Here is a 19,199-nt window from a genome sequence, read left to right on the forward strand (position 1 = left end):
ATGTGTGAAGCAGTTCCGCTTTTTGAACTTTCCGACGTACGGTCATTACGGTAGCCATTATCCGACGCAGCGGTACTCATCGCTGTGATTTGAGACAAGAAGTCCTGGGGAATTTTTTAATGCGTCTGCACCTGTTCAAGGCAATACCGTTCGTTCTCGCCGCCAGTTTCGTACAAGCCCAGACACTGCCCCAAGCCATGCAACAGGCCTTGGATGTACACCCGGAAATCCAGGCGGGTGTAAACAGCCGTATCGCCGCCGATTACCAATTGCGCGCCGCACAAGGTGGCTACCTGCCGCGAGTCGACCTGAACGCCGGTTATGGCCGCCAAGGGACCGACAACGCCACCTCCCGCGCCAACAACCCCAGCGGCAACCACTGGGACACGCTCAACCGCGGTGAATCCAGCCTGCGCCTGCAGCAAATGATTTTTGACGGTTTCGCCACCTCCAGCGAAGTCGGGCGTCAACAAGCCAACGTTAATGCCCGTGCCTATTCCCTGCTGGGTACGTCCGAGCGTACGGCATTGACCGTTGCCCAGGTCTACCTGGAAGTGTTGACCCGCCGTGAGTTCGTGCGCCTGGCCGAAGACAACCTGCGCAATCACGAACGCATCTACGACCAGATCAAGTTGCGTACCCAGCGCGGCGTCGGCAACGGTGCCGACCAGGACCAGGCCGAAGCGCGCCTGGCCCAGGCCCGCAACAACCTGATCACCGAGCAGACCAACCTGGCAGACGCGCAAACCAACTACCTCAGCGCCGTCGGCCAGATGCCCGACCAGCTTGAGCGCCCGGCGCCGTTCATGGCCATGCTGCCGGCAGACCTGAATGAGGCCCGTCGCCAGATGCTCGACAACAGCCCGGTCCTGCGTTCGGCCGAGTCGGATATCTCCGCCGCCGAGAAACAGTACGAAGCCGCCAAATCCAGCTTCTACCCGCGCTTTGACGCTGAGCTTGGCACCAACGCCGACAACAACGTCTCCGGTGATCCGAACCACAGCAACGGCTGGGAAGCCATGGTGCGCATGCGCTTCAACCTGTTTGCCGGTGGCAGCAACAAGGCCGACCTGCAATCGAAGTCCTACCAGGCCAACCAGGCCCTGGATATCCGCAACAACGCCTTGCGCCAACTCAATGAAGAGCTAGGCTTGGCCTGGAACGCGTTGAATAACGCCAATGCGCAATTGCCAGTGGCTCAGCAATATGTGGACCATAGCTCCCGTGTACGCACCTCCTACCAGCAACAGTTCAGCCTCGGTCAACGCACCCTGCTGGATTTGCTCGACAGCGAAAATGAATTGTTCACCGCTTCCCGCCGCCTGGAAGAAATCAAGAACATTCAGTTATTTACTCAGTACCGAATCAAGGCGACCATGGGTGAATTGCTCAAGAGCCAGGGAGTGGTCGCACCAATGGCTTCCGTCGTACAGAACGACGTGAAACCTAAAGTCCAACTGCCTGGGATGAATTGAGCCACCCCAATAGCCCCATCTGTTAGTCGAGAGTGCGCCGCGTGGAACCTGAAAGCAGTCGAGTTCATCTCAGTCATGATCCACGCGCTCTGCATGACGACCCGTTGCTCGACGGGCTGTTGGCGCTCTGCGCCCTGCATCAGAAGCCGGCCAGCGCGGCCATGCTCACTACCGGCCTGCCGCTGCCCTCGCAACGCTTGAGCGCCGAGTTGTTGCCGCGTGCCGCTGCACGGGCCGGGCTGCAAGGCCGGCTGCTGCAACGCAAGCTGGAGCAGATCCCCACGATTGCATTGCCGGCGCTGCTGTTGCTAAAGGACGGTCGCAGTACCGTGCTGGTCGGCTGGGTAGGCGAGGATGAAGCACGGATCCTGCTCAGCGAAAGCGACGGCGGCGAAGTGCTGATCAAACGCGAAGCATTGGCCGACGATTACATCGGCAAGGTCTTCTTCGCCCAGCCGCAACACAAATTCGACGTCAACCACGGCAGCCTGATTCCACGGGCGCGGTCGTGGTTCCGTGACACCCTCATGCGTTCGCGCTGGCTCTACACCGACGCCATCGCCGCCAGTTTCCTGATCAACATCATCGCCATGGCCGCGCCGTTGTTCGTGATGAACGTATACGACCGCGTCGTGCCGAACCAGGCCACCGCCACCCTGTGGGTGCTGGCCGTGGGCATCTGCGGCGCGTACCTGTTCGACCTGGTCCTCAAGAGCCTGCGCAGCCTGTGCCTGGACCTGGCCGGCAAGAAAACCGACCTGATCATCTCGGCCACGCTGTTTGAACGCATCGTCGGCATGTCCATGAAGTACCGCCCGGCACGGGTCGGCAGCTTCGCCCAGAACATCCATGAGTTTCAAAGCCTGCGCGACTTCCTCGCGTCGCTGACCCTCACCAGCCTGATCGACCTGCCGTTCACCTTGCTGATCTTCCTGGTGATCGCCATCCTCGGCGGGCACCTGGTGTGGGTGCCGGTGCTGGCGTTCCCGCTTGCCCTGGGCATCGGCTATGCCCTGCAAAAGCCCTTGGTTGCCACCATGGAACGCACCATGGCCCTGGCCGCCGAGCGCCAGTCGAGCCTGATCGAAACCCTCGCCGGGCTCGACGCGGTCAAGGTCAACAACGCTGAGAGCGAGCGCCAATACGGCTGGGAACAGACCATCGGCACCCTGAGCCGGCTTGAGCTGCGGGTGAAGTTGCTGTCGGGCCTGTCGATGAACATGACTCTGCTGATCCAGCAGTTGGCCGGCGTGATCATGATCGTGTTCGGCGTGTACCAGATCATCGACGGCAACCTCAGCATGGGCGGCCTGATTGCCTGCTACATGCTCAGTGGCCGCGCATTGAGCCCGTTGGCCTCACTGTCTGGCCTGCTGACGCGCTACCAGCAAGCCAAGGTCACCATGACCTCGGTAGACCAGATGATGGAGCTGCCCCAGGAGCGCAATTTCGACGAGCGCCCTATGAGCCGCCGCACCCTGCAAGGCGCCATCGAGTGCCGGGGCCTGAATTTCACCTACCCGAACCAACAGAACCCTGCGCTGAAAAACATCAACCTGGTGATCAAGCCCGGGGAGAAAATCGGCATCATTGGTCGCAGCGGCTCGGGCAAAAGCTCCCTGGCCAAATTGATCGTCGGCTTGTACCAGCCCGATTCCGGCGCGTTGCTGGTGGATGGCGTGGACGTACGCCAGATCGACGTCAGCGAGCTGCGCCACAATATTGGTTACGTCGCACAGGACATCCAATTGCTCGCCGGCACCTTGCGCGACAACCTGGTATCCGGGGCGCGCTACGTCGAGGACGAAATGGTCCTGCAAGCCGCCGAACTGGCCGGCGTGCACGAATTTGCCCGCCTGCACCCCCAAGGCTACGAGCTGCAAGTCGGCGAGCGTGGGCAGAACCTGTCCGGCGGCCAGCGCCAGAACGTCGCCCTGGCCCGTGCGCTGCTGCTCAACCCGCCCATGCTGCTGCTGGATGAACCCACCAGCGCCATGGACAACACCGGTGAAGAACGCTTGAAGCAACGCCTGCAAGCCGTGGTACAAAACAAGACCGTGGTGCTGGTCACGCACCGCGCCTCACTGCTCTCCCTCGTGGACCGCCTGCTGGTAGTCGACCGTGGACAGATTCTCGCCGACGGCCCGAAAGCCGTGGTCATGGAAGCGTTGAAGAAGGGGCAGATCAGTGTTGCTTAACTCCATCAAGAGTGCGGTCGGGCGCTATTTCAAAGGTTCCGACTCGCTGCAGGGCCAGCCTCTGCCCGAGGTCAACAAAGCCCTGATCGAAGATGCTCCGCGGGTCATCCGCCTGACCATCTGGGCGATCATCGGGTTCTTCGTGTTCCTGGTGGTGTGGGCAGGGTTTTCCCAGATCGACGAAGTGACCCGTGGCGACGGCAAGGCGATTCCGTCGTCCAAGTTGCAGAAAATCCAGAACCTGGAAGGCGGTATCGTCGCCGAGCTGTACGTCAAGGAAGGCCAGATCGTCGAAGCCGGTGCGCCATTGATCCGCCTCGACGACACACGGTTTGTCTCCAATGCCGGGGAAACCGAAGCCCTGCGCCTGGCCATGCAACTGCGCGTGGAGCGCCTCAGTGCACAGGTGGACGATCGCCCGCTGAACATCCCCGACGACGTGCTCAAGGCCGCGCCGAGCCAGGCCGCCAACGAGCGCTCCCTGTATGAAAGCCGGCGCCAGCAATTGAAAGACGAAGTCGGCGGCTTGCAGGAGCAACTGGTACAGCGCCAGCAAGAGCTGCGCGAGTTCACCTCCAAGCAGGGCCAGTACCGCAGCCAGTTGTCCCTGCAACGCCAGGAAATCAACATGTCCGAGCCGCTGGTGGCCCAGGGCGCGGTGTCGCCGGTGGAAGTGCTGCGCCTCAAGCGCGCCGAAATGGAAACCCGCGGCCAGTTGGACGCCACCACCCTGGCGATCCCTCGCGCCGAGTCGGCGATCAAGGAAGTGCAGCGCAAGATCGACGAAACCCGTGGCAAATTCCGCAGTGAAGCCCTGACCCAGCTCAACGAAGCCCGTACCGAGCTCAACAAGGCCGAGTCCACCGGCCGCGCCCTTGAAGACCGCGTCAGTCGCACCCTGGTTACCTCGCCGGTACGTGGGATCGTCAAGCAGTTGCTGGTCAACACCGTCGGTGGCGTCATCCAGCCAGGCAGCGACATGGTCGAAATCGTGCCGTTGGACGACACCTTGCTGGTGGAAGCCAAGATCCGTCCGCAAGACATCGCCTTCCTGCACCCGGGGCAGGAAGCGGTGGTCAAGTTCACTGCCTATGACTACACCATTTACGGTGGCCTCAAGGCCAAGCTCGAACGCATCGGTGCCGACACCATCACCGATGAAGACAAGAAAACCACCTATTACATGATCACCCTGCGCACCGACCGCAGCCACCTGGGCACCGATGAGAAGCCGCTGCTGATCATCCCCGGCATGGTCGCCTCGGTGGACATCATCACCGGCAAGAAAAGCATCCTCAGCTACCTGCTCAAGCCGATCATCAAGGCGCGGGCCGAGGCGTTGCACGAGCGGTAAATCTCCAGCGCCTGTGCCGACCTCATCGGGGGCAAGCCCCCTCCCACATTTGACCGCGTTCACAATTCAAGTGTGGGAGGGGGCTTGCCCCGATAGGGCCATCAGCATCACCTTGGAGCCCGAGCCACCTGCGCCGCAAGTTGTACCGCACCACTATCCAGGGGGATGCGCCTTTCTGAACCGGTAAAGCCTGCTAGGATTGCGCCCAGTTCACTCCCAATCGATCACGAGTGCTTGGCATGCAACTACCGGATATGAACCTGCTGGTCGCCCTCGACGCTTTGCTCGACGAGGGCAGCGTGGTTGGCGCTGCGCGGCGGATGAACCTGAGCCCCGCGGCCATGAGCCGAACCCTTACGCGTATCCGCGAGGCGGTGGGTGACCCGATCCTGGTGCGTGCCGGTCGTGGCCTGGTGCCGACCCCCAAGGCCCTGGAGCTGCAAGGCCAGGTGCGCAATGTGGTGGAGCAGGCGGCGTTGCTGTTTCGCTCGGCAGATCAGGTGGACTTGAGCACCTTGCGCCGTCGTTTCAGTGTGCGCGCCAATGACTTCTTCATCGGCGTGTATGGCGGCCGGCTGTTCGACACCATGGAGCGCGTGGCGCCTCTGTGCGAGCTGCGTTTCGTGCCCGAAGGCGACACCGACGACGAAGCCCTGCGCGAAGGGCGCCTGGACCTGCGGGTGAGCAACACCATGCCGGCCAGCCCGGAAGTAAAGGTGCAAAACCTGTTCTTCACCAACTTTGTCGGCCTGGCGCGGCAAGACCACCCGTTGTTCGACGAGGAAATCACGGCGGCACGCTTTGCCAGCTATTCCCACATCAGCATTTCACGGCGTGGAATTGCTCGTGGGCCGATCGACACCGCGCTGAATGAACAGGGCCTGGAGCGCCGCGTGGCGATGATCGCGCCGGGCTTCCACGGCGCAATGTTCATGTTGCCGGAATCCGACCTGATCATGCCGGTACCCAAGGAAGCGCTGCTGAGCGCTAAACGCCTGAACCTGCCACTGCGCGCATTCCCTTTGCCGATCTCCTTGCCGACCCTGGTATTGGCCCAATCCTGGCATCCACGCTTCGACAAAGACCCGGCGCACAAATGGCTGCGCGAGACCATGCGCGAGAGTTGCCACGCCACCTGGCTCGAAGCCCAACCCACCTAAAAACCTCAACCCATGCACAATCAAATGTGGGAGGGGGCTTGCTCCCGATAGCGGTGTATCAGCTTCACATCAGCTGGCTGTCATACCGCCATCGGGAGCAAGCCCCCCCCACCCATGGATTGCGCCTGGCGCACTTATAAGCTTCCGATAAGTAACTTTTTTGCAAGGTATAGCCTGATTAAACTGCTCAGGTATTTATCATTCCGAGTTACCTGTTCATGACATCCCTCGCTGCCCCCGCTTTCCAGGCCGCAGCCCAACCTGTCGCTCCAAGCCCGCCCGTGTTCGGCCCACGCATCATCATCGGCCTGGTCGGCGTGCTGCTGGCGGTGCTGGTGTCCGGTCTCAACGAGATGGTCACCAAGGTCGCCCTCGCCGATATCCGCGGTGCGCTGTATATCGGTTTTGACGAAGGCACCTGGCTGGTCGCGGCCTACACGGCGACGTCCGTGGCAGCTATGGCCTTTGCGCCGTGGTGTTCGGTGACGTTTTCCCTGCGCCGCTTCACGCTGTGCGCCATCGGTTTGTTCACCGTGCTTGGGATCCTGTGCCCGTTCGCGCCGAACTACGAAAGCCTGCTGCTGCTACGCACCGTGCAAGGTTTGGCCGGTGGCGCGCTGCCGCCGATGCTGATGACCGTGGCGCTGCGTTTCCTGCCGGCCAACGTCAAGCTCTATGGCCTGGCCGGCTATGCCCTGACCGCTACCTTCGGGCCGAGCCTGGGTACGCCGCTGGCGGCATTGTGGACCGAATACGTCGGCTGGCAATGGGCGTTCTGGCAGATCGTCGCGCCGTGCCTGCTGTCGATGGCGGCTGTCGCTTATGGCTTGCCGCAAGACCCGCTGCGCCTGGAGCGCTTCAAGCAGTTCAACTGGCGCGGCCTGCTGCTGGGGTTCCCGGCGATCTGCATGCTGGTGATCGGTTTGTTGCAAGGCAACCGCCTGGATTGGTTCGAGTCGGGCCTGATCACCTTTCTGCTGAGTGCCGGCACCTTGTTGCTGGTGTTGTTCCTGCTCAACGAATGGTCGCAGCCAATACCCTTCTTCAAGTTGCAGATGCTCGGTCTGCGCAACCTGGCCTTCGCCCTGATCGTGCTGGCCGGCGTGTTGATGGTGCTGACTTCGGTGATCATCATTCCGTCGAGTTTTCTCGCCCAGGTCCAGGGCTACCGGCCGCTGCAAACCGCGCCGGTGATGCTGCTGATGGCGCTGCCACAGTTGATCGCGTTGCCGCTGGTGGCGGCGCTGTGCAACCTGCGCTGGGTCGATTGCCGCTGGGTGCTGGGGATCGGCCTGGGCATGTTGGTGCTGTGCTGCATCGGCAGTTCACACCTGACCTCGGCGTGGATCCGCGATGATTTTTATGGCTGGTATCTGCTGCAGATTTTCGGCCAGCCGATGGCCGTGTTGCCGCTGCTGATGCTGTCCACCGGCAGCATCCAGCCCATCGAAGGGCCGTTCGCCTCGGCCTGGTTCAATACCGTCAAGGGCCTGGCCGCTGTGATCGCCACCGCGGTGCTGGATACATTGACCACCCAGCGCGGGCATTTCCATTCAACCATGTTGGTGGACCGCCTCGGCAACTCGCCCCTGGCCGACACGGAAGCGCAGGGCCTCGCTCACCGCTTGCACGAGCAGACCGTGGTGCTGACCTCGTCGGATCTTTACGTCGTCATGGCCGGTGTCGCGGTGGCGTTGATCCTGCTGATTTTCTGGATGCCCACGCGGATCTATCCGCCTCGCGCTCCGACCTGACCACAAGGACTTTCCATGAAACGCAAAGACAAAATTGCCGTGGCCGTTATTGCTGTATTTGCCGTCGGCGTACTGGTTTACCTGGTCGCGCCGGGTGTGCTGGGCAGCAAGCGCCAGACTACCAACGACGCGTTCGTCGCCGCTGATTTCACCCTGGTTGCGCCGCGGGTGGCCGGCTTTATCAAAGAGGTACTGGTGGAAGACAATCAGTGCGTCAAGGCCGGCCAGCTGCTGGCGCTGATCGATGACCGCGACTTTCGCGCCGCCGCCCAGGCTGCCGACGCCGATACCCTGGTGGCCCAGGCCCAACTGAAAAACGCCACCGCGACCCTGGAGCGTCAAAGCTCGGTGATCGCCCAGGCTCAGGCCACGGTGGCCGCTGATCGCGCCGAAGTGGCCTTCGCCGAACATGAGTTGAATCGCTACAACCACCTCGCCGGCGTCGGCGCGGGCACGGTGCAGAACGCCCAGCAAGCCAAGACCCGCATCGACCAGGCCACCGCCCGGCTGGCCAAATCCACCGCGGTACTGGCGGCCGAGCGCAAGCAGATAGAAATCCTTACCGCCCAGCGTGATGCGGCCGAAGGTGGCCTCAAGCGCGCCCAGGCGGCGTTGGAAATGGCCAGTTATCAGCTGTCTTACACGCGCATTGTCGCGCCGGTGGATGGCATGGTCGGCGAGCGCGCGGTGCGAGTCGGCGCCTATGTGACGCCGGGCAGCAAAATCCTCGCGGTCGTGCCCCTGGCCCAAGCCTATGTAGTGGCCAATTTCCAGGAGACCCAACTGTCCCATATGCACGCCGGCCAGGCCGTGCAGGTCAGCGTCGACAGCCTCGACGGCGAGCTGCTCAAAGGCCATCTGGAAAGCCTGGCGCCGGCCACGGGGGTGACCTTTGCCTCGGTCAAGCCGGACAACGCCACCGGCAACTTCACCAAGGTGGTACAGCGTATTCCGGTGAAGATTGTGCTTGAGCCGAACCAGCCACTGACCGAGCGTTTGCGCGTTGGCATGTCGGTGGAAGCCAGCGTCGATACCCGGCCGGCCGCGCAACAGCGTGAGGTGGCCCAGCAATGAAACACGTCGCCTGGCTCACCTTGAGCCTCATCAGCCTGAGCGCCTGCACCGTCGGCCCGGATTTCCAACGGCCTCAAGGTCCACGGGTCAGCCAGTGGAGCGAGCCCCAGGGTCGCCAAGCCGCAAGCCGCGCCGTCAGCGACCCCTTGCAGGAGCGCTGGTGGGACGTATTCCACGACGAGCAGCTCTCTGCCCTCACGCGCCGCGCCCTCAGCGATAACCTCGACCTGAAACTCGCCAGCAGCCGCCTGCAACAAAGTCGCGCCGTGCGCCAGGTGACCACAGCCGAACGCTATCCCAACGTCGATGCCGGTGGCGGTTACCAGCGCAAGCGCAACAGCGGCAAAGGCTTGAACGACCCCTCCGGCGAGAACGGCCGTTCGGCCTTCAACCAATGGGACATGGGCTTCTCGGCCTCATGGGAACTGGACTTCTGGGGCCGGGTCAAGCGTGAAACCGAAGCAGCCGACGCCACCCTGGAGGTCGCCGAAAACGACCGCCGCGCCGTGTTGTTGTCGGTCCTGGCCGAGACCGCCCAGGACTACATCCAACTGCGCGGCGTGCAGAACACCCGTGCCGTTACCGAGCAAAACCTCGACGTGGCCCGTCACAGCCTCAAGCTCTCGCAATTGCGCCTGGCTGATGGCGTAGCGACCGACCTGGACGTGGCCGAAGCCGCCGCCCAGGTCGCGGCGATTGAAGCGCGCCTGCCGGACTTGCAACAGCGCCAGGACCAACTGATCAACGCCCTGAGCCTGCTGATGGGCGAGCCGCCCCAGGCCCTGCACGCACAGCTGTCCAAGGACGCCCCTGTGCCGCAAACCCAACGCCAGGTCGCCATCGGCCTGCCCTCGGAGCTGGCCGAACGCCGTCCCGACATCCGCCAGGCAGAAGCGCGCTTGCACGCCGCCACCGCCAGCATCGGCGTGGCCAAGGGCGACTTCTACCCGCGCATCACCCTGTCCGGCAGCCTCGGCTCCCAAGCCATGCAACTGTCGGACTTCGGCTCCTGGGGCTCCCGCGCATTTGCCCTCGGCCCGCAATTAAGCCTGCCACTGTTCAACGGTGGGCGCCTGCAAGGCATGGTGGATTTGCGCGAAGCCCAGCAACAGGAAGCGGCCCTTGCCTACCAGCAAACCGTGCTGCGCGCCTGGCATGAAATCGACGACCAACTGACCCGCTACAACGCCAGTCAACTACGCCGCGACAGCCTCGCCGAAGCCGTGCGCCAGAACCAGATCGCGCTGACCACCGCGCAACATCAGTACGTCGAAGGCGTGGTGGATTTCGTCAACGTCCTCACCGTGCAAAGCGCATTGCTGGCGACGCAGGAGCAATGGGTGGAAAGCTCAACCAGCGTGTCCTTGGCCATGGTCGGTTTGTACAAAGCGCTGGGAGGAGGGTGGGAGTCGATGTACCCGTTGCAAGTCGCTCAGTAACGATTGTGTGAAGTCGAGCGTAGGAATGTTCCTGTTTTCGAGATAGGGGCAATAGCCAGGAACATGAGCATTAATCTTGCGGGACTGCCCTCAAGAGTCGTCCTTATGTTCATATCTGAAAACCCCTATGCAGCACCCCAAGCTGATCTCAAAACGCCGTCAACTGGCGCATCGACCTTTTTTATCGTCGCACCGCGCAAGTTGGTATTGATGGTGCTGCTGTCCCAAGGCTTCTATACGTTTTACTGGTTATACAAACATTGGAGTGCTTATCGCGCCGCAACGGGGGCCCGTGTACTGCCGATTGTTCGAGCCTTTTTTTCGATCTTTTTTCTTTATGCGCTGGTGATGAAAATCAAGCAGGCGCTTGATCTGAAAGACCCGGCTTATCGGTGGTGGCCTCGCTGCTTTGTGCTTGGCTGGATAATCTGCGCTTTCCTGCCTTTTACCTATGTGTGGTTCGTCTCGTCGCTTACCGCATTGAAGGTGGGCCTGTGCTTTGCAATCGCGCAGGTCGCGATGAGCGTGCAGATTCAGCACGCGGTGAACCACTTGGAAAATGATTCGACAGGCCAAGCCAACCACCGCCTAACGTGGGCCAACGGTATTTGGATCTGCATCGGCGTGTCTTTCTGGGTGATTGCGATCAGCTCCGCGCTCGGCCTGGGGGCGTTCGTTGTGGAGCAGTGATAAAAGCGACCTTGAGCAACGACCTGAGCACCTCGCCGGCGTGAAACTGGCGATGAACTTGCGAGCCTCACCCACTGTAGGAGCGAGCTTGCTCGCGAAGAACGTATCGGCGGCGCGGGCTATCTGATAACGCTGCATTATCGTTCACGTCTTTCGCGAGCAAGCTCGCTCCTACAGTTGATATTCAGCCTTCACGGGTTTTGCAAGAACACCACATACCCTCGAAACCACTTACTTCCCTGTAAATACCCCGGCGCTTGCCACTCGCCTCCCTGAATCAAGCCGACCTTGAACGGCATCCCCAGCCGATTCATCCGCGGCAAATACGCGGCATAGTCGGGGATGCTGTGCCGCCCCTGATACGTCTGCACCACCACTTCATCCACCACACCCTTGAGCTGGGCGATGGCGGCCGGGTCGGCGTTGCTGCTCCAGTCCATCAGGCCGGTGATGCTCAAGCGCAGGTCGGCAGGCAAGCGTCGGCGCAGGTCGCGCAGGAAGTCGGCATATTCGTGCAGGTATTGGGTGCGGGCGTCGAAGTCGATCTGGATGCCAACCACAGGGTTACCCGCGTCACGCCAGCGTTGCACCTGGCCGAGCAGTTGGGTGTAGACCTGTTCCGGCCAGTGCAGGGTGTGGGCGCGGTAGACCACCCAGATTTCGCCTTGGGTAATGCGCGGTACGCTGATGCCCTGGGCGATCAGTTGCACGCCGCGTTGGGGCGCGCGGCGAGTAGAGTTGATCTGGCCCTGGAGGATGTACAGGGTTTTCGCCTGCTTGATCACCGGCTGGGGGGTGACGCCGCTCCACAGCCAGAAGGCGTCGTAGTCGCGGGCGTCGACCGCACCGAAAGCCGGGCCTGCCAGCAACAGCAAACCCAGCCACAGTGACTTCACCAGTAGTACTGCAGCGATTTGCCCCACTGGGTGTCGGCGAAACCGGTCTTGAGCTGGCGGAACCAGGCTTTGCGTACCGCGGGCGCGACGTCTTCGCCACCGCAGCTGTTGTAGCCTGCCGGCGCGTAGCAATTGATGGCGCGGAACAGTGCATAGGCCTTGTCGGTTTTCGGCGCCTTGGCATTGGCGATCACCTGTTTGTAGCCGTCCAGGCGCGAGAAGGTTTCACCCTTGAACTGCGAGGCGGTGCTGCCCAGGCTGCCGGCGGCGCGGGGTTGTTCCAGGGGCATGCCGTCCAGGCCGTTGCGCAGGATGAACTCACCGAAGCAGTTCAAGGCGTGCGGGTTTTTGGCCTCATCCTGCAAGGTCGCGGCGGTTTGCGCGATGCTTGGGCAGGCGTAGCCCGATTCGGCTTTGTCACCGTTCCACTGGAACAGCTTCAAGGACTGGCCGCTGGTGTAGGTGTAGCCCAGGCTGGTGCCGAGCTTGTCGTCAGCGAGCGAGGCTTGCTTGAGGTCATCGGCAAAGGTGGCGTACTGGCCGTGCAGCAGGTCTTTGTACAGCAGCACGAATTGCGCGCTCTGGCGTTCGGTCGGGTCGCTGGCGTTGGCGATCTGCTGGCGCAGCAGGTCGGGGCCGGCGACGTTGCGCAGCAGGATGTAGCGCACTTGCTTGGCGCTGATCGGCGAGTCGGCGGCGAACACCTTGGCCAGTTGGCCGCTGCGCTCATAGTTCATCGCCAGGGCCAGCTCCAGTTGGTCGCGTTGCAACGGCTGCTTGGCCAGGGGCAGCAATTGCAGCCACAGGGCTTCGGCGCCTTGCCAGTCTTGCTTGGCTTCCAGGGCCAGGGCGCGCAGGGTCTGCTGGCTGAAGGCGAAATAGTCGAGGCTCGACGGCACGCTGTCGGGCAGGTGCTTCAAGGCGTTGTCGGGCTGATGCTCGACGTACAGGGCATACGCCGCTTGCAGATAGTCGAACAAGGCCGGCTCGTTGGCGAAGGTGCTCTTTTGGTTGTCGAGGTCTTCTCGGCTCAGGAGCGGCGGCGTATGAGCACGCATCGCCATCAGGTCGCTGACCACCTGCAGCATCGGGCTGTTTGCCGATTTGTTGCCGACCATCAGCAACTTGAGGTCAGCTTCTTCGACCAACTCGTCGATGCTCACATTGCGCTGGGCGTTGGTTGCCTCGGTAAATTGCCAGGTAAAGTCTTCTGCAAGCTTGGCGTCGTCGTTCGCCAGCCAATGCACGCGGCGCAACAGGCCGCGGGCGGACGCAACGTAATCACCCTGCGGAAAATATTTCAGGTAACCGAGAAAGCCTTCTTCGGCGTCGCTCAAGGCGGCTTTATCCACATGCTCGCGTTGCGGCATGCCGTATTCATCGAAGGCTTCGGCCTGGGCCCTGTTCAACGAGGTCCGTGCGGTCATGTACAGCGCGGTCTCTTTCAGCCAAGGCAGATCGCTGGTCGCGGCGGCGGCGAAACCGCGCTCGGCGTAAATGAAGCGACCGCCGTAGAAATCGGCGGCGGCCTGCAGGTAGGTGCGAAACAGCTGGGCATTGGTCGAGGGCGTCAACTGCGCGTCCACCACTTGGCCGGTGAAGTCACAGGTCGTCAACAACTGTAAGCGCGCTTTCACCAGCAAGTCGCGCTCGGCTGGCGGCATATCGGCTTTGATCACCTGACTGATAAACGCCGTGGCGCTGTCATCGCTGTTGCTGCGGCAGCGGCTGCCTTCGCCATTCAGGAACGCTTCACCGGCAGTCTTGTATTCCTCACGCTTGATGCCCAGCGGTTGGAGCAGGGCGTCGAGTTCGGCCGTGCGTGAATCATCTGGCTGGTTGTCAGGCTCATCACCGGTGGCTGGTGGGGGTACAAGGCGATACACCGGGAAGGGCACCGGGCCGAAACCCTGGGCCAGGTCATCTTCACCCAAGGCATTGGGGGTCAGCGGCGCGGCTTTTTTGTCGGCCAGCAGCAGGCGCAGGTTGACCCGGCTGTCGTTGCCCGGGCTGAGAAAGGGCTGGTTGCTGCAGGGTTCGAGGCTGTCACGCGAAACCCGCCAGTCGGGGTAGCACGAGTCGTCGGAACTGGCCTGGGCCTGGAGGGAAATACCGGCCAGCAGGGCCAGTGCCAGAGGTGACAAAAAACCGATGCGCATGACGTGTCCTTGATCCTTGGTCCTTGGAGGAAGCCAATAATAGCCTGATCCTGACGCGCGCTTCGGTGAAGGCCTACACAAAATGCTGATTTGTCCGATTCCAGCAGCGAAGCCGGGGCTTTTGTCCTAGAGTGGCGGTGTTTGCGCTTAGGCAAGCAGGGGAATTCAAGTGCGTCGGTCTGTGGTAGAGCAAAGCGAAAAAGCCGGGGTGCTGCCTGCCTCCCATCGCCTGACCTGGGAGGGTGCCGCTTGGCTTAGCCGTCTGTGGTGGGTACCGATCCTGGCGTTGGCCATGGCGCTGCGGTTTTACCATCTAACGTCGGCGGCGATCTGGGGCGACGAAGGGTCAAGCCTGTTGCTCAGTGAATACGCCGTAGCCGACCTGTGGTTTCATGCGGCCCATGATGTGCATCCGCCGCTGTATTTCTTCCTGCTGCGCGGCTGGATCGAGCTGTTTGGCGACAGCATCGGCTCGATTCGTAGCGTGAGTGCGCTGCCAGGTGTGGCCGTGGTTGGCTTGGGCATTTGGCTGACGCGGCAACTGTCCACCCGACGCGCGGCAGTATTGGCGGGGATCCTGCTGGCACTGCTGCCCACGGCGGTGCGCTACAGCCAGGAAGTACGCATGTATTCGCTGCTGGGCATGTGGCTGCTAGGCGCGACGCTGGCGCTGGTGTACTGGATGCGCCAACCCGAACGCACGCGCTATCTAGCGGCGTATGTGCTGTTGATGAGCGCGGGTTTCTATACCCATTATTTCACCGCGTTGTGCGTACTGGTGCATTGGGCCTACCTGGGGTTGCCGGCGCCGGGCCAACGCTTGATCACGCGCCCTGCATGGTGGCTGGCCAACACCATGATTGTGCTGTTGTACCTGCCTTGGCTACCGAACCTGTTGGACCTGGTGCAGCATGTCGACCAGCTCAAGGTGGGCGGCGACATCGGCTGGGAAGAGCCGGTCAACCTGCTGTCTGTGCCCTCGATGATCTGGCAGTTCGTGTTGCAGAATGAAGGCGATGATTTGTGGACGCCGCTGTTCTGGATATTTCCGCTGCTGCTGATTGCGGTGGTGTGGATGACGGCCTGGCGCCACCCGGGAGCTCGTTTGCCGGCGTTGTTTTTCTTGTTGCCGTTGCTGTTGGTGTATGGCGTGTCGTTTATCTCGCCGGTCTTTATCGAGCGCTACCTCACGGTGTATGCCCTGGGTTTGCCGATCGTCCTGGCGCTTGCCATCGACCGCTTGCCGTCACGCTTGTCATGGCTGGGCGCAGCGCTGTGGGTGCTGTTTGTGGGCATGGAACTGCTGGGCCTGAAAAACACCTTCGAGGTGGATGAACACGACCAATTCAACGTGCCGGTGGAGTTCGTCAATCGCAATTACCAGGAAGACGACCGCATCGTCCTCAGCGACATGATGTGGTATCTCAGCTACGTGTACTACGACCAGACCGACGCACAGCTGCAGCTCTACACCCCGCCCAAACCCGACGGCACGCCGACCCGGCCGAATGCCTATGGCTTCGGCACCCTGGTGGACCAGGATGGTGGGCGCATCTATCTCGACCACTTGTCAGCACTGCCCGCCAGCACACGTCGGGTATGGTTGATCAGCAGCAACGAAACACCGGACGACTTTGCCCCGCTGCCCGCAGGCTGGCGCGAACTCAGTCGCCAGGACGGTGGCGGAGCGCGGGCGCGCTTGTTCGTGCTATGCAACGCACTGGCGCCGCAACCTGAAGGCTGCCGCTAGACTCTTCTGAACAGGCTTATGAGGAACACTCCATGGAATCGCCAGTACACAGCTTGCCGGCTTTGTTCAAACAGCTTGGCCTGCCAGACGACCCGGTCAGCATTGAGCAATTTGTCGCCTCTCATTCGCCCCTCAAGCCGGATTTGAAACTCGCCGATGCGTTTTTTTGGAGCAACGCCCAGAAGGCATTTTTGCGTGAGGAGATTCTGGACGATGCGGATTGGGCGGTGGTGGTGGATGAGTTGAATCTGATGTTGCGGAGTGGGCGAGGGGTGTAAAAAAATATCCAAATAAAAGCGAGTATGTAAAAAAAAATGGTGAGCGGTAAAAAAAACTGGGCTTTAATCGCTTAAGTGGATTTTTTCTGGAAAGCTCTCCATGCCAACAGTCGGATACGCTCATCTTTGTGAGGCGCTGGATCTAAAGGTTATCGCACCGTTGCGGGCTGCGATGATCAAGCCGGTGACCAGGATTACCCTGATCGGTGATTGTCTGGCGGTGCCCCATTCGGTGGCGCCTGCCCAACATGCGCTGTTTGAGCATGTGCTGTTTGCGCTTAAGCATGAAGGCATGAACCTGGCGATACTTGCCCAGGTGTTTGAACAGCTTGGCCCAGAACCGTTTTTGGAGGCGCTGGCCGACTCGCCCAACGGTGCGTTTATCCGAAAAGCCTGTTTTCTTTGGGAAGGCTTTACCGGAAAAATGCTGGATCACACTCTTCCTGTTCGTGGTCGCGTTGTTCCCTTGTTCGATCCCCAGCGCTATGTAATCGGTCCGAGCATTCGCAACAGTCGTTGGCGAGTGGATTTCAACGGTTTGGGCTCTTTGCATTATTGCGCCACAGTAGAGCGAACGCCTGAGCTAGAAGCGTTGTTGGTGCTTGATGTATTGGCCCGCGCCAAATCCTTCATGGCCACCCTCCCACCCGAAATGATGGACCGCGCCATCCAGTGGGCGTACCTGCACGAAACCCGCGATTCATTTGCCATCGAAAAAGAACAACCCAGCGAAGAAAAATCCCGCCGCTTCGTCCAACTCCTACGCCAGGCCCACGAAGGCCGTTTGCTCACCGAAGACTACTTGGTCGAACTGCAAAACAGCACCGTCTCCAACCCCTTCGACAAAGCCGTCGCGTTTCGCCACGAACAAAATCATCTGCACAACGGCCTGCGCGGCGCCGCCGGTGTGAGCTACGTGCCGCCAGCACCAGAGCTTTGCCAGGAACTGATGGAAGAACTGATGGCCTTCGCCAACCAGCCCGTGCGCGACGTCGATCCCTTGGTCGCCGCGGCCGTCACCGCCTTCGGCTTCGTGTTCCTGCACCCGTTCATGGACGGTAATGGCCGCCTGTCTCGCTTCCTGATCCACCAGACGCTTTGTCACTATGGCGCACTGGGAAATGGCTTGTTGCTACCGGTCTCCGTTGCCATGAAGCACGAAGAGCAAGCCTACCTGGAGGCACTCAAGACCTTCTCCCAGCCGACGCGGGAATTCTGGAACGTCACCTGGCTGGACGCCGACCACATGGCGTTCGACTTCATCGGCCACCCCTCGATCTACCGCTACTGGGACGCCACCCGCTGTGTCGAATTCACTCTGCAAATGGCCCGCCGCGCACTGGAAGTAGAGCTGCGCGAAGAAACCGAATTCCTCGACCGCTACGACCGCGTGATCAAGGCCGTGAATCAACGCTACGACGTGCGTGGCAGTGATTTGTCGAAGCTGGTGATGATGTGCCTGGATAACGGTGGGAAGCTTTCCAAGCATCGGCGCAAGCAGTTTCAGTACAGCGTGGCGGAGGAGGTGTTTGGGTTTATTGAGGAGGAGGCGGGGCGGGTGATTGAGGAGTTTGGCAATCAGCCCTCGCCCGTCTGAGGCATCAATGCGGGATGCAACTTTCTGGTGGCCATTGGCGAGCTGTATGTACTAGAGCCACAATCCTCACTACATCAGTCTCAACTTGATAAACAAGGCGGTAGCTCGGGTGCGGAATGACCTCGCGTGTTCCTGCAATGCGGCCTACTGGGCCAATTTCGGGGTTATGTGCTAATCCAAGTGCTGCCATGCTGAAGCGCCGGTCCATATCGGCTGCGGCTTGTGGATTTTTCTCAAACAGAAAATCCCAGATATCTCTACGATCCTGCCCTGCCTCAGGTGTCCACGCGACCCTCATCCCTGACTATCTACTTGAGCGCGCCTGGCTGCGAATTCAGCTTCCAAATCTTCATTGGAAACCTCTCGGCCTGCGCGAATGGATGCACGAGAAGCATCAACTTTGCGTTGCAAGAACTCATCGTACTCTCGAGAGTGCTGCTGGGCCTGAACGAATTCACGCATCATTTCGCGTACGATTTGCGATGCAGGACGATGGGAGGCTTCGCATTCAGCCATGAACTGGTCGCGGAGCTCTGGTTCAAGCTTCATTGTAAAAACGGCTAATTTGGACATCAGCGATTCCTTCGGAATGGTATGTACAAAGTATATACATCGTCATTACCAAATGGCGTTTGGAAAAAGCTGAGACGACTGACGGTAGAGATCAATATGTTGGTTGCACAGCCTCAACCATCCCCCCTATAGTTCGCCCCGTCGCCGCACATCGGCGATCGGATTTGGCGATCCGCGTTCTACGAAGCGTTACAGCGTTCAAATTCCGTGCTTTCCCCGTGGGTGAAGGCACGCAGTTTTATGGCGGCTGTGCGCGGGAGATCTTCGGATCTGCCGGGTTTCGTAGATTACCGGTTCGCCAACCTGCGTACAGCTGCCACCCTTTCTCGTTTGGCGACGAGTAATGGTGATTTTGAACTCAATCTTCGAGATTTAACTCATGGAACAGTTTTCTGCTTTCAAGTCCAACCCCACCAGCGTTCCCGTCCTCGCCTTCAACACCTTTGCCCCCTCGCATTTGCTCCACGAAACAGCGCGCAGTCGCGTGCGTATCGGCACTGAGCTGTTGGAGACCCTCGCCTCATCAAGCGACAACCCAAACCTCCATCACTTGGTCACTGCCGCATTGGTTTCACTGCGCGATGGCCTGGACATGCTGGGCGAGATCCAGCGTCGCCTGGATGGTCAGGCTGAAAAATAGCCCGGGCATCCGACGCTGATCCAAATGTGGGAGGGGGCTTGCCCCCGATGAGGGCGTGTCAGTAAACGCATCTGTGACTGACCCATCCCCATCGGGAGCAAGCCCCCTCCCACATTCGCCCTGCGGTATGGCCGCTGACTCGGTCCATCCATCGAGAAATTG

Annotated in this window: 16 protein-coding genes; 12 read left to right on the forward strand and 4 right to left on the reverse strand. The window is 60.7% G+C overall.

Annotation, left to right across the window (positions count from 1 at the left end):
• The first annotated feature begins 119 nt into the window (after positions 1-119).
• The 8 genes from QYQ93_RS01605 (at position 120) to QYQ93_RS01640 (ending at position 11,144) form a co-directional block, all read left to right on the forward strand.
• Positions 120-1,475 (forward strand): TolC family outer membrane protein, encoded by a 1,356-nt coding sequence (locus QYQ93_RS01605; protein ID WP_046070313.1) that lies wholly within the window; start codon positions 120-122, stop codon positions 1,473-1,475.
• Positions 1,476-1,516: 41 nt separating this feature from the next.
• Positions 1,517-3,673, forward strand: a complete 2,157-nt coding sequence (locus QYQ93_RS01610; protein WP_043049200.1) for a type I secretion system permease/ATPase — start codon at positions 1,517-1,519, stop codon at positions 3,671-3,673.
• Entirely contained in the window at positions 3,663-5,027 is a 1,365-nt protein-coding gene (locus QYQ93_RS01615; RefSeq protein ID WP_057010434.1) for an HlyD family type I secretion periplasmic adaptor subunit, read from the forward strand. Before QYQ93_RS01610 ends, QYQ93_RS01615 begins: the two co-directional genes overlap by 11 nt.
• A gap of 239 nt (positions 5,028-5,266) precedes the next feature.
• Positions 5,267-6,187, forward strand: a complete 921-nt coding sequence (locus tag QYQ93_RS01620) for a LysR family transcriptional regulator (protein WP_043049190.1) — start codon at positions 5,267-5,269, stop codon at positions 6,185-6,187.
• A gap of 218 nt (positions 6,188-6,405) precedes the next feature.
• Positions 6,406-7,941, forward strand: a complete 1,536-nt coding sequence (locus QYQ93_RS01625) for an MFS transporter (protein ID WP_338476136.1) — start codon at positions 6,406-6,408, stop codon at positions 7,939-7,941.
• Between the two features lie 15 nt (positions 7,942-7,956).
• Positions 7,957-9,015: an HlyD family secretion protein gene (locus QYQ93_RS01630; RefSeq protein WP_338476137.1), complete on the forward strand. Its 1,059-nt coding sequence runs from the start codon at positions 7,957-7,959 to the stop codon at positions 9,013-9,015.
• Entirely contained in the window at positions 9,012-10,454 is a 1,443-nt protein-coding gene (locus QYQ93_RS01635; protein ID WP_338476138.1) for an efflux transporter outer membrane subunit, read from the forward strand. The genes QYQ93_RS01630 and QYQ93_RS01635 overlap by 4 nt, the downstream gene beginning before the upstream one ends.
• Positions 10,455-10,559: 105 nt before the next feature.
• Entirely contained in the window at positions 10,560-11,144 is a 585-nt protein-coding gene (locus QYQ93_RS01640) for a hypothetical protein (protein ID WP_052501138.1), read from the forward strand.
• Between the two features lie 191 nt (positions 11,145-11,335).
• Here the strand turns inward: QYQ93_RS01640 and QYQ93_RS01645 are convergent, their stop codons facing one another.
• Together QYQ93_RS01645 and QYQ93_RS01650 are read right to left on the reverse strand one after the other, a co-directional pair.
• Entirely contained in the window at positions 11,336-12,040 is a 705-nt protein-coding gene (locus QYQ93_RS01645; RefSeq protein WP_338476139.1) for a DUF3142 domain-containing protein, read from the reverse strand.
• Complete coding sequence (locus QYQ93_RS01650) at positions 12,037-14,199, reverse strand: outer membrane assembly lipoprotein YfiO (protein WP_338476140.1); 2,163 nt, start codon at positions 14,197-14,199, stop codon at positions 12,037-12,039. The genes QYQ93_RS01645 and QYQ93_RS01650 overlap by 4 nt, the downstream gene beginning before the upstream one ends.
• 169 nt (positions 14,200-14,368) lie before the next feature.
• On the opposite strand from QYQ93_RS01650, the gene QYQ93_RS01655 reads away from it, so the two are divergent.
• From QYQ93_RS01655 to QYQ93_RS01665, 3 genes are all read left to right on the forward strand, one after another.
• On the forward strand, positions 14,369-15,949 hold the full coding sequence (locus tag QYQ93_RS01655; protein WP_338476141.1) for a glycosyltransferase family 39 protein: 1,581 nt from the start codon (positions 14,369-14,371) through the stop codon (positions 15,947-15,949).
• A gap of 32 nt (positions 15,950-15,981) precedes the next feature.
• The gene (locus QYQ93_RS01660; protein ID WP_338476142.1) at positions 15,982-16,227 is read left to right on the forward strand and encodes a DUF2789 domain-containing protein; all 246 of its coding nucleotides are present in this window, start codon (positions 15,982-15,984) and stop codon (positions 16,225-16,227) included.
• A gap of 100 nt (positions 16,228-16,327) precedes the next feature.
• Complete coding sequence (locus tag QYQ93_RS01665; RefSeq protein ID WP_338476143.1) at positions 16,328-17,824, forward strand: Fic family protein; 1,497 nt, start codon at positions 16,328-16,330, stop codon at positions 17,822-17,824.
• 4 nt (positions 17,825-17,828) lie between these two features.
• Here the strand turns inward: QYQ93_RS01665 and QYQ93_RS01670 are convergent, their stop codons facing one another.
• Both QYQ93_RS01670 and QYQ93_RS01675 read right to left on the reverse strand, forming a co-directional pair.
• Positions 17,829-18,122, reverse strand: a complete 294-nt coding sequence (locus tag QYQ93_RS01670; protein WP_217881015.1) for a type II toxin-antitoxin system RelE/ParE family toxin — start codon at positions 18,120-18,122, stop codon at positions 17,829-17,831.
• Positions 18,119-18,397, reverse strand: a complete 279-nt coding sequence (locus tag QYQ93_RS01675) for an antitoxin (RefSeq protein WP_032878500.1) — start codon at positions 18,395-18,397, stop codon at positions 18,119-18,121. Before QYQ93_RS01675 ends, QYQ93_RS01670 begins: the two co-directional genes overlap by 4 nt.
• 379 nt (positions 18,398-18,776) lie before the next feature.
• On the opposite strand from QYQ93_RS01675, the gene QYQ93_RS01680 reads away from it, so the two are divergent.
• Positions 18,777-19,037 carry a hypothetical protein gene (locus QYQ93_RS01680; RefSeq protein WP_078819975.1) on the forward strand — a complete coding sequence of 87 codons (261 nt, stop codon included), beginning with the start codon at positions 18,777-18,779 and terminating at the stop codon, positions 19,035-19,037.
• Positions 19,038-19,199: the final 162 nt, after the last annotated feature.

Source organism: Pseudomonas khavaziana (assembly GCF_036704165.1).
GTDB classification, from domain to species: Bacteria; Pseudomonadota; Gammaproteobacteria; order Pseudomonadales; family Pseudomonadaceae; genus Aquipseudomonas; species Aquipseudomonas khavaziana.

Bases quoted from the DNA above. Each gene is read 5' to 3' on its own strand.
- QYQ93_RS01605 (WP_046070313.1), top strand. From the start codon at position 120: ATGCGTCTGCACCTGTTCAAGGCAATACCGTTCGTTCTCGCCGCCAGT.
- QYQ93_RS01620 (WP_043049190.1), top strand. From the start codon at position 5,267: ATGCAACTACCGGATATGAACCTGCTGGTCGCCCTCGACGCTTTGCTC.
- QYQ93_RS01625 (WP_338476136.1), top strand. From the start codon at position 6,406: ATGACATCCCTCGCTGCCCCCGCTTTCCAGGCCGCAGCCCAACCTGTC.
- QYQ93_RS01630 (WP_338476137.1), top strand. From the start codon at position 7,957: ATGAAACGCAAAGACAAAATTGCCGTGGCCGTTATTGCTGTATTTGCC.
- QYQ93_RS01635 (WP_338476138.1), top strand. From the start codon at position 9,012: ATGAAACACGTCGCCTGGCTCACCTTGAGCCTCATCAGCCTGAGCGCC.
- QYQ93_RS01640 (WP_052501138.1), top strand. From the start codon at position 10,560: ATGTTCATATCTGAAAACCCCTATGCAGCACCCCAAGCTGATCTCAAA.
- QYQ93_RS01650 (WP_338476140.1), bottom strand. From the start codon at position 14,199: ATGCGCATCGGTTTTTTGTCACCTCTGGCACTGGCCCTGCTGGCCGGT.
- QYQ93_RS01660 (WP_338476142.1), top strand. From the start codon at position 15,982: ATGGAATCGCCAGTACACAGCTTGCCGGCTTTGTTCAAACAGCTTGGC.
- QYQ93_RS01665 (WP_338476143.1), top strand. From the start codon at position 16,328: ATGCCAACAGTCGGATACGCTCATCTTTGTGAGGCGCTGGATCTAAAG.
- QYQ93_RS01670 (WP_217881015.1), bottom strand. From the start codon at position 18,122: ATGAGGGTCGCGTGGACACCTGAGGCAGGGCAGGATCGTAGAGATATC.
- QYQ93_RS01675 (WP_032878500.1), bottom strand. From the start codon at position 18,397: ATGTCCAAATTAGCCGTTTTTACAATGAAGCTTGAACCAGAGCTCCGC.
- QYQ93_RS01680 (WP_078819975.1), top strand. From the start codon at position 18,777: ATGGAACAGTTTTCTGCTTTCAAGTCCAACCCCACCAGCGTTCCCGTC.